This is a genomic window from Pseudomonas sp. JH-2, from assembly GCF_036231725.1.
Classification (GTDB): Bacteria; Pseudomonadota; Gammaproteobacteria; order Pseudomonadales; family Pseudomonadaceae; genus Pseudomonas; species Pseudomonas delhiensis.
The window spans coordinates 22443-32580 of sequence record NZ_JAZAQP010000063.1 but is presented as its reverse complement, the minus strand read 5'-3'; the positions used below and the strand labels follow the sequence as shown (position 1 = coordinate 32580).

Genomic DNA, 10138 nt, shown 5'->3' with positions numbered 1-10138 from the left:
AGGCTGATGACCTTTTCGTCATTGCCTGCCAGCCAGTCGAGAACGAAGTTGGCGCCGATGAAGCCGGCGCTGCCGGTGACGAGGATGGTCATTGCATTAAATCCTATGGAGGATGGCGGCGGCGGTCAGCCCCAGGGTGCCTAGCGGAGACTGCCTGTGGACGCCGGATTTTCGGATCAGTTGCAGGCGCTTGGGAAGCGCTGACGCTCGAGCCTGCTCGAACAGCTGCAGGGTGAGCTGGTGGTCAGGAGTGAGGTGGGGGCGGAAAACCGTCAAGGCGTGCAGATTGGCATCCATCCATTCACGGAAGGTGCCCTTGAACATCTTGCATACCCGCACTGCACGCTCCTGAAGGCTTGCGTTGGAACCGACAAGGTTTCGGCCATGCTGACGATAATCGACCGTCGGCCGTGGATCATAGGACACATGGCCACCACAGCCGGTCACCAGCAGGTAGGTCCACCAGTCGTGGGAAATGATGTGTTCGCCCTTCGGCGTCTGTCGCAACAACTCCCGGGTCGATGCATTGAACAGCATGGTGTTGCCACCCGCGATGCTTTGCACCAGGGCGTTTTCGAAAGTCGGTGGGCGCAGGAACAGTGGCGACAGCCCAATGGGCTTGCCACCGCTGTCGATAAGCTGCGTCCTGGAGCAGAAAAGTGCCGGGCGATCGGCGGGAAGGCCGCGCATCCAGTTCAGCCCCAACGTGAGTCGCTCGGGTATCCAGAGGTCATCCTGGTCGCAGAAAGCGAAATAAGGTGCCTGGATCTCTTCCCGGGCCAGCAGGCTCAGGAAGTTCGCCGCGAACCCCTGGCGGGGGCCCTGCACAATGACGAGGCGGTCATCGCCAAGCTGCGCGCGGTACTTCGCCAGGATGTCCAATGTCGCATCGCTGGAGCCATCGTCGGAGGCATAGATCGTCCAGTCCTGGTGGGTCTGGGCGATCAGGGAGTCGAGCTGCTCGGCGAGGAAGCGCTCGCCGTTGTAGGTCGAAAGCAGGATGGCCACCCGCTCGGGGGCGGAAGGCGAACTCTGCCCCCTTTGGGCTATTGCAGAGGGGGAGGAAGTCAACACAGGGCCTCCGGTGAATCCATCCGGTTCTTGCGAATCCGCCATCCATGGGGTGCAGGCAGGTGCGGGACAGCTGCCGGTCTGGGCGGTCTGGTGGAAGAGGCGGCCATTATATGCATCGGACCTGGGGAGTAAACCCGTAAACACGCTCTGGTTATTCTAGGCTGCTGGACGGCGGATGGCTCCTGCTCGGGGCCGAAACTCAGCGGCATCTATAAGGCGTATTTGGATTCCGCTCAAGGCAAAAAGTTTCTTCGCCGGTACAACCCCGGAAATAGAGCTTTTCCCTACGGCAAGAACGACTTGGGCCCACCCGAAGGTGAGCCCAAGTCGTCTGAAGCAGATGGTGCCGGCACCAGGAGTCGAACCCGGGACCTACTGATTACAAGTCAGTTGCTCTACCAGCTGAGCTATACCGGCAAGGAGGGACGCCATTATAGCCACGCGCCGGGCGGTGTAAACCTCTGATTTTCCAGCTTGTGTCCGCTTGCTCAGTGGCCGCTGGCGGCGGCTCCCGGCTTGGCGCCGAAGGGGGGCCTGGCCAGCCAGATGATGGCCAGCAGGGTCAGGAACAGCCAGCCCAGCAGGGTGAAGTATTCCACCGTGGAGAGCATGTAGGCCTGGCCTTCGACGATGCGGTCGAGCATGGCCGCGCCGTGCTGGTTGGCGCCGCCGAGCAGGTCCAGGGCGTCGCGGGTGGCCGGGTCGTAGGTGCTCAGGCTTTCCGTCAGGTGGGCGTGGTGCAGGGTGGCGCGGCGGTCCCAGATCCAGGTGGTGAGGGAGGCCGCGAAGCTGCCGCCCAGGGTGCGCAGGAAGGTGGCCAGGCCCGAGCCGTCGGCGATCTGGTCCGGTGGCAGGTCGGAGAGCAGGATGCTCAGGATGGGCATGAAGAAGAAGGCCACGCCCAGGCCCATGAGGGTCTGCACCAGGGCGATGTGGGCGTAGTCCACCTCGGTGTTGAAGCTGGCGCGCATGAAGCTGGTGACGGACATCACCAGGAACGCCAGGCCGGCGAGGACGCGCAGGTCGAAGTTGTTGGCGTAGCGGCCGACCAGCGGCGAGAGGAACACCGGCAGGATGCCGATCGGCGCCGCCGCCAGGCCCGCCCAGGTGGCGGTGTAGCCCATCTGCGTCTGCAGCCACTGCGGCAGCAGCAGGTTCATGCCGAAGAAGCCGGCGTAGCCGCCCACCAGCGCCAGGGTGCCGAAGGTGAAGTTGCGGTGCACGAACAGGCGCAGGTTGACGATCGGGTGCTTGTCGGTCAGTTCCCAGATGATGAAGGCCGCCAGGGCGATGACCGACACCACGGTGCCGCCAACGATGAAGTTCGATTCGAACCAGTCCAGGTCGTTGCCCTTGTCGAGCACGACCTGCAGGGCGCCCACGCCCAGGACCAGCAGGATCAGCCCCATGTAGTCCATGGGCGCGTGCTTGATCACCACCGGGCGCTTCTTCAGTTGCTGGTAGACCACGAAGGCGGCGAACAGGCCGATGGGCACGTTGATGAAGAAGATCCACGGCCAGCTGTAGCTGTCGGTGATCCAGCCGCCGAGGATGGGCCCGGCGATCGGAGCCACCACCGTGACCATCGCCAGCAGCGCCAGGGCCATGCCGCGCTTGGCTGGTGGGTAGATGGAGATCAGCAGCGTCTGGGTGATCGGGTACAGCGGCCCGGCGACGAAGCCCTGCAGGGCGCGGAAGCCCACCAGCATGCCCATCTGCTGGGCCACGCCGCAGAGGAAGGAGGCGATCACGAAGAGAATGGTGGCGGCGATGAACAGCCGCACCTCGCCGACCTTGCGGCTCAGCCAGCCGGTCAGCGGCAGGGCGATGGCGTTGCTCACCGCGAAGGAGGTGATCACCCAGGTGCCCTGCTCGGCGCTCACCCCGAGGTTGCCGGAGATGGTCGGCAGGGCGACGTTGGCGATGGTGGTGTCCAGCACCTGCATGAAGGTCGCCAGGGACAGGCCGATGGTGGCCATCACCAGGCTGGGCGGGCTGAAGGCGGCGTTGCTGTTCTCGCTCATGATGCTTCCGGGCTCAGCGCGCGGCGGTGCTGCGGCTGCGGCCGTCGGCCATGTTGGCGTGGATCAGTTGTTCGATGAGCTGGTCCGCCGAGGCCAGTTGCTGCTGGTAGACGTCGGTGGAGAACAGCGCTTCCTTCGGCGACTGCTGCGACAGGGCCGGGCCGCTCTGGTCGTGCAGGTCGACGTTGACGTCCATCGACAGGCCGATGCGCAGCGGGTGTTCTTCCAGCTGTTTGGCGTCGACACGGATACGCACCGGCACGCGCTGGACGATCTTGATCCAGTTGCCGGTGGCGTTCTGCGCCGGCAGCAGGGAGAAGGCGCTGCCGGTGCCCACGCCCAGGCTTTCCACGCTGCCCTGGTACTTGACGGTGCCGCCGTAGAGGTCCGAGCGGATCTCCACCGGCTGGCCGATGCGCATGTGCTGCAACTGGGTTTCCTTGAAGTTGGCGTCGATCCACACCTGTTCCAGCGGGATCACCGCCATCAGCGCGGCGCCCGGCTGCACGCGCTGGCCGACCTGCACGGTGCGCTTGGCCACGTAGCCGGTGACCGGCGCGACTATCACCGCGCGGGCGTCGTCCAGGTAGGCCTGGCGCAGCTTGGCGGCGGATGCCTTGACGTCGGGATGGGAGGCGACGACGGTGTCGTCCACCAGGGCGCGGTTGGTGTCCAGCTGCTGCTCGGCGCTGGTCAGCGAGTTGCGCGCGGTGTCCAGGGCGTCACGGGCGTGGGCCAGTTCCTCCTGGGAGATGGCGCCGTCGTTGGCCAGGTTCTGCCGGCGCTTGAAGTCGGCCTCGGCCTTGGCCAGGGCGACCTTCTTCGCGGCGACGTCGGCCTTGTAGCCGTCGACGTTGCTGAACAGCCCGCGCACCTGGCGCACGGTGCGGGCCAGGTTGGCCTCGGCCTGCTGCAGGGCCACGTCGGCGTCGCTGGGGTCGAATTTCACCAGTACCTGGCCCTTCTGCACCAGGTCGCCGTCGTCGGCGCCGATGCTGACCACGGTGCCGGTGATCTGCGGGGTGATCTGCACCACGTTGCCGTTGACGTAGGCATCGTCGGTGTCTTCGTGCCAGCGCCCGTAGAGGAATTCCCAGAGCGCCGCGGCGATGCCGGCGAGGATGACGACGGCGAGCAGGATCAGCAGCCAGCGCTTGCGCTGGGGGTTGCCGCCGGTGGTTTCTTGGGTGTCGGTGGTCATGGCGGTTGCCTCTCAATGCGCGGCGGCCGCGCCCGCCTGGGCGAGCGGCGCGGAAGACGGGGGGACGGAGTCGGCCTGGAAGCCGCCGCCCAGGGCTTGCACCAGCTGGACGGAAAGGTCGATGCGCTGGGCTTCCAGGTTGGCCAGCTGGCGCTCGGCGAGCAGCAGTTGCTGTTGCACGCTGAGGGCGTCGAGGTAGTTGCCGACACCTTCGCCGTAGCGGCGCATGGCCAGTTCGAAGTTGGACTTGGCGATGTCGCGGGCCTCGCGCTGGTCGAGCAGTTGCTGCTCCAGCGAGCGCAGCTGGCCGAGGTCGTCGCTGACCTCGCCCAGGGCGCCGACCAGTGTCTTGTTGTACTGCGCCACGGCCAGGTCGTAGTCCGCGTCCTTGCCGGCCAGGTTGGCGCGCAGGCGGCCGCCGTCGAACAGCGGCAGGGAGATGGCCGGGGCGACCTGGTAGAAGCGGCTCGGCGCCTCCAGCAGGTCGCTGGTGTGCATGCTCGCCAGGCCGATCATCGCGCCCAGGTTGAGGTTCGGGTAGAACTGCGTCTTCGCCGCCTGGATGTCCTTGCCCGCGGCCTCGACGCGCCAGCGCGCGGCGACTATGTCCGGGCGGCGGCCGAGCAGTTCCGCCGGCAGGTCGGGCGGCAGGTTCAGGGCATCGGGCTTGAGCGGCTGCGGGCGCTGCAGGTCGAGGCCGCGGTCCGGTCCCTGGCCGAGCAGCACGGCCAGGGCGATGCGGTCGCTGGCGATCTGCTGCTCGGCGGCGGCCAGCTGCTGGCGGGCGCTGGCCACCTGGCTCTGGGATTGCTGCAGTTGCACCTTGCTGTCCAGGCCGGCATCCATGCGCTTGCGGCTGAGGTCATAGATGCGCTGGGAGCGTTCCAGCTCATCGTGGGACAGGTCGCGCACGGCGAAGGCGTGGCCCAGCTCGCTGTAGGCGCGGGCCACGTTGGCCGAGAGGTTGATGGCCGCGGCCTGGCGGTCCACCTCGGCGGCGTTGGCCTGGCCGAGGGCGGCTTCCCAGGCGGCGCGCTGGCCGCCCCAGAGGTCGAAATTGTAGTTGAAGCCCAGCGACAGGTACTTCACCGCTGCGTAGTGTCCGCCCGTTGGCGCGGGGAGCACGCTGGTGGGGGCGCGGATGCCCGCATAGCTGGCCTTGCCGTTGAGGGTAGGCATGCGTTCGGCATCGGCGGCGTTGGCCGAGGCGGCGGCCTGGCGGGCGCGGGCATCGGCGATCTGCAGGTCTGGCGTGCCTTTGAGGGCTTCGTCGATCAGGCCATCGAGCTGGGCGTCGCCCAGGCTGCTCCACCAGTTCCGGCGCGGCCAGGCGGCGCTGGACAGCGGTGTGCCGTCGAGGCTGCGGCCGGCCTGCAGCGAGGCGCTGTCGAGCGCCTTGCCGCTGGGGGCCAGGCCCGAGGAGCTGACGCAACCGGCCAGCGCCACGGCGCTGGCCAGCAGGGTAGCGGCGGGTAAGCGGAATGCGCGCATGGCTTACTTCTCCTGCGGCGCGCCGGGCGCGACGCCATGGCTGCTGAGGATCTTGCCCAGCAGCCGGGTGAGGGTCAGCAGTTCCTCGGGGCTGAGGCAGCCGACCAGTTCGTTCATCGCCCGCACGGCGATCTGCGGCGCCTGGGCGTTCACCGCCTCGCCGGCGGGGCTGAGCTGCAGGCGCACGCTGCGCCGGTCGTTGGGGCAGGGCTGGCGCAGCAGCAGGTCCTTCTTCGCCAGGCGGTCGAGCATGCGCGTCATCGAGCCGCTGTCGATGGACAGCTCGCGGCACAGCTCGCCGGGGGTGTTGGCGCGGTTCTGGCCGATGAAGAACAGCACCTTGAATTGCGCGGCGGTGATGTCCAGGTCGATCAGGTGCTTGTCCAGCAGGCGGTCCTTGAGGATGGCCGCCAGCCCCAGCAACTGGCCGATCGAGCCCTTGAACGGAAAGTCCGAGACGCGGTAGTGATCCATGGCAAGGCTAATAACTGTCTAGGCAGGTAATCTATTTCAAAATAATACTGCCTAGGCAGCTAATGACAAATAGCGGATTGTTGCAAATGGGCAACAATCCGTTCCTGAATGCACTATGGGAGCGTTCCGCGAAACAGGACGTGCCCGGCCCTTGTGCGGCACAGCCCTGTTCCCGGTGCTTATGCACAATGCCGGGGCACGGGTGGGCGACTCGTGCTAAAAAGGCCTCAGCGCTTTTCAGATTTTTCTTAAATATATGTTTTTAAAAGAAATTACCTGATCTGTTCAAAATTCGAACAGTGCTGCGCCAGCGGGCCAGGGGCGGGCCGCAGAGGCGATTTTCCCGATCTTCTCAACAGAGTTATCCACAGCTTCTGTGGGCTTCTCTCTGGAACGCTCGTACTAGACGTGCTCGGCGAGGATGAGCAGGTTGCGCGGGGTGAGCTGGGCGGCGCAGAAGCGTCCCAGGCGTACCCGGTAGCCCTGTTCGACGAGGAACAGCGCGCGGTCGAGCAGCAGCCAGAGTTCCAGCGGGCGGCGGAACAGGCCACGCACCAGCTCCAGGTTGCGCACCTGCGCCAGGCGCTGCCAGCCCTGGGCCTCCAGCGCGTTCCAGTCACGTTCGGCGGGGCGGGGCAGGCCCTTGAGCGCGGCCAGGTCGCGACAGTAGTCGGCGAACGGCTTGTGCAGCCAGTCCGCCGGTACCGAGGGCACCGGCAGGTAGCTGTCCGCGCCGCGCAGTTCGCGCTGCAGCAGGTCGAAGGCCAGGCGCCGGGCCATGGAGCTGTCGCGCTGGCGCCGCACCCGGGCGCCGGCGGTGACCGTCTCGGCGAGCGGCAGGCGCAGGTCGTCCTGGTCCAGCTTCAGGCGCGAGGCGCCCACGGCTGTGGATAACGGCTGGTAGTGCTCGCCGGCGATGCGGTTGTAGCAGCAGGGCGCCACCGCCAGTTGCCGGCAGCGTCTGCTCGCCGCCAGGCGCAGCAACTGGACGTGCAGGTCGCCGCAGGCATGCAGGGCCACGGCGGTCTGGCCGGGCTGCAGGTAGCGGGCGGCGCCCTCGGCGAGCACGTCCTGCTCGACGTGCATGGCGCGCAGGCCCAGGCGGTCGCTCAGGCGCTGGCCGTCGGTGACCAGCGCGAGGTCGCGCTCCAGGCTCAGCAGCGGCTGCCCGCCATGGGCCAGCAGGCGCCCCAGGTGGCCCTTGCCGGCGCACCAGTCCAGCCATTGCACGGAGGGCGCGGCGAAGTCCAGGCGGCTGGCGAAGGCCTCGATCTGCTGCCACTTGCGCCCGGGCACGTCGACCTGGAACTGCGTCGGCAGCTTGGGCAGGGCATGGGATGGCAGGTCCCCGACGTCGCTCAGTTGGGCGGCACGGCGCGCCAGTTCCGGGAAAGGCGCCGGCGCGGGCAGGCGTTCGGGCTGGTTGTGCGCGGCGTCGGCCTGTTCCAGGTCGCGCCCGCGCAGCCAGCTGGCCAGTTCCCGGTGCTGGGCTTCCCAGGGCAGCTCCAGCAGGGTGAAGGGCTTGGGCCGCCACAGCCCCTGGTGGGCGAGCAGGAAGGCATCCAGGGCCTGGAAGCGCTGGAGCAGGACGTCGTCGGTGAGGCGGTTGGCCACGGCGGTGCGCTGGGGATGAGTGGCGGGGCGGCGATTATAGCGGCCCCGCCACATCCGGGAAGCGCCGGTCAGCGCCCCTGCATGGAGTCCACCCGCAGCCAGCGCTCGGCGAGGCGGAACAGGCGGGTGAGGACCAGGGTGATGACCAGGTAGAACACCCCGGCGAGGCAGAAGAACAGCATGGCCTCGTAGGTGCGGGCGATGATGGTGCGGGTCATGCCCATGATGTCGAACAGGGTCACGGTATAGACCACGGCGCTGGCCTTGAGCATGAGGATCACCTCGTTGCTGTAGGCCGGCAGGGCGATGCGCGCGGCGCGCGGCAGGATGATGTGCAGCAGCGCCTGCCGGCGCGACATGCCCAGGGCCCGCGCCGCTTCCACTTCACCCACCGGGATGGCGTGGATGGCGCCGCGGAGGATCTCGGCGATGTAGGCCGCGGTGTGCAGGGTCATGGTCAGCAGCGCGCACCAGTAGGGATCGCGCAGGTACGGCCACATCGGCCCCTGGCGCACCGACTCGAACTGCGCCAGGCCGTAGTAGACGATGAACAGCTGCAGCAGCAGCGGGGTGCCGCGGAAGAAGAAGATGTAGCTGTAGGGCAGCGCGCGCACGTACCAGTGCCGCGAGGCGCGGGCGATGCCCAGCGGCAAGGCCAGGGCCAGGCCGGCGACCACGGCGAAGGCCAGCAGCTCGAGGGTCAGCCCGGCGCCCTGGAGCATCTTCGGCAGCCACTTGAGGATCAGCTCCATGTCGTTCATAGCTCGTTCCTCACGAAGCCACGGCCGGCGCGGCGCTCCAGGAAGTGCAGGGCGGCCATGACGAAGACGGTCAGGCCCAGGTAGATCAGCGCGGCGGTCATGTAGAAGGTGAAGGGCTCCTTGGTCGCGTTGGAGGCGACCTGGGCCTTGCGCATGATCTCGTCGAGGGTGATCAGCGAGACCAGGGCGGTGTCCTTGAGCAGGATCAGGTACAGGTTGCCCAGGCCCGGCAGGGCCACGCGCCACACCTGCGGCAGGACGATGCGCCAGAAGATCCGCGGGGCGGACAGGCCCAGCGCCTGGCCGGCCTCGCGGTGGCCCTTGGGCACCGCCAGCAGGGCGCCACGGAAGACTTCGGTGGCGTAGGCGCCGAAGCACAGGCCCAGGGCGCAGGTGCCGGCGGCGAAGGGGCTCAGGGCCAGGTCGGGCTTGCCGAACAGGTCGCCCAGGGCGTTCAGCCCGGCCACGGTGCCGAAGTAGATCATCAGCACCCAGAGGGTTTCCGGCACGCCGCGCACCAGGGTGGTGTAGGCGCCGCCGAGCATGCGCAGCAAGGCATTCTTCGAGGTCTTGGCGATGGCGCCGAGCAGCCCGAGGATCAGGCCGAGGCAGACCGCGGCCAGGGACAGCTTGAGCGTCATCAGGGTGCCGGCCGCCAGCTGCGGGCCGAAACCGTGCAGGTCGAAAATCATGGGGATCACGCCTGAAGGGGCGCGCCCTGGGTTACAGGGCGCACCGGACTGGCATCAGTAGATGCTGAAGGGGAAGTACTTGTCGTTGATCTTCTTGTAGGTGCCGTCGTCGACGATTTCCTTCAGGGCGGCGTTCAGCTTGTCACGCAGCGGGTCGCCCTTGCGCACGGCGATGCCGATCTTGTCGTTGTCGAACACCGGCTCGCCCTTGAACTCGAAGTCCTTGCCGGCGTCGCTCTTGAGCCAGTCGTACTGCACGAACTTGTCGGCCAGCACGCCGTCCAGGCGGCCCGAGGACAGGTCCAGGTAGGCGTTTTCCTGGGTGTCGTAGAGCTTGATGGTGACGGTGTCGGACATGTTGTCCTCAAGCCAGGTGCCGGCGATGGTCGCGCGCTGGGCACCGATCACCTTGCCCTTCAGGTAGCCCTTGTCGGTCTTGAAGTCCACCGACCTGGGCGCCACGAACTGCAGCTTGTTGGTGTAGTAGGGGTTGGTGAAGTCCACCGCCTGCTTGCGCTCGTCGGTGATCGACATGGAGGCGACGATGAAGTCGAACTTCTTGGCGTTCAGCGCCGGGATGATGCCGTCCCAGTCGGAGGTGACCACCTCGCACTCGACCTTCATCTTGGCGCACAGGGCCTTGCCGACGTCGAGGTCGAAGCCGACCACCTGGCCGCTGGCGTCGATGCCGTTGAAGGGCGGGTAGGCGCCTTCGGTGCCGATGCGCAGCTTCTCGGCGGCGACCGCGTGGGCGCCGAAAGCCAGGGTGGCGGCAGCGGCCAGAAGGATCTTCTTATAGTTCTTCAT

The 10138-nt window shown here is 67.1% G+C and carries 10 protein-coding genes and 1 tRNA gene; all 11 read right to left on the bottom strand.

Annotated elements, in window-relative coordinates; genetic code table 11:
- On the bottom strand, positions 1 to 92 hold a 92-nt coding region (locus tag VV867_RS28045; RefSeq protein ID WP_328567795.1), incomplete at its 3' end, for a hypothetical protein.
- A 4-nt stretch (positions 93 to 96) separates the two neighbouring features.
- Positions 97 to 1008 (bottom strand): glycosyltransferase family 2 protein, encoded by a 912-nt coding sequence (locus tag VV867_RS28040; RefSeq protein WP_328568148.1) that lies wholly within the window; start codon positions 1006 to 1008, stop codon positions 97 to 99.
- Positions 1009 to 1415: 407 nt separating this feature from the next.
- Positions 1416 to 1491: transfer RNA gene (locus tag VV867_RS28035), tRNA-Thr, on the bottom strand.
- A 71-nt stretch (positions 1492 to 1562) separates the two neighbouring features.
- The gene (locus VV867_RS28030; protein WP_328568147.1) at positions 1563 to 3098 is read right to left on the bottom strand and encodes a DHA2 family efflux MFS transporter permease subunit; all 1536 of its coding nucleotides are present in this window, start codon (positions 3096 to 3098) and stop codon (positions 1563 to 1565) included.
- Between the two features lie 13 nt (positions 3099 to 3111).
- Positions 3112 to 4299 carry an HlyD family secretion protein gene (locus tag VV867_RS28025; RefSeq protein WP_328568146.1) on the bottom strand — a complete coding sequence of 396 codons (1188 nt, stop codon included), beginning with the start codon at positions 4297 to 4299 and terminating at the stop codon, positions 3112 to 3114.
- Positions 4300 to 4311: 12 nt separating this feature from the next.
- On the bottom strand, positions 4312 to 5790 hold the full coding sequence (locus VV867_RS28020) for an efflux transporter outer membrane subunit (protein ID WP_328568145.1): 1479 nt from the start codon (positions 5788 to 5790) through the stop codon (positions 4312 to 4314).
- A gap of 3 nt (positions 5791 to 5793) precedes the next feature.
- Positions 5794 to 6264, bottom strand: coding sequence for a MarR family winged helix-turn-helix transcriptional regulator (locus tag VV867_RS28015; RefSeq protein WP_109934913.1), 471 nt, complete (start codon positions 6262 to 6264; stop codon positions 5794 to 5796).
- A 402-nt stretch (positions 6265 to 6666) separates the two neighbouring features.
- Complete coding sequence (locus tag VV867_RS28010; protein ID WP_109934914.1) at positions 6667 to 7878, bottom strand: methyltransferase; 1212 nt, start codon at positions 7876 to 7878, stop codon at positions 6667 to 6669.
- Between the two features lie 68 nt (positions 7879 to 7946).
- The gene (locus VV867_RS28005) at positions 7947 to 8639 is read right to left on the bottom strand and encodes an ABC transporter permease (RefSeq protein WP_328568144.1); all 693 of its coding nucleotides are present in this window, start codon (positions 8637 to 8639) and stop codon (positions 7947 to 7949) included.
- Positions 8636 to 9331, bottom strand: coding sequence for an ABC transporter permease (locus VV867_RS28000; RefSeq protein ID WP_069863078.1), 696 nt, complete (start codon positions 9329 to 9331; stop codon positions 8636 to 8638). The genes VV867_RS28005 and VV867_RS28000 overlap by 4 nt, the downstream gene beginning before the upstream one ends.
- A gap of 54 nt (positions 9332 to 9385) precedes the next feature.
- A complete protein-coding gene (locus tag VV867_RS27995; RefSeq protein WP_058488106.1) occupies positions 9386 to 10138 on the bottom strand; it encodes an ABC transporter substrate-binding protein in 753 nt (250 codons plus the stop codon).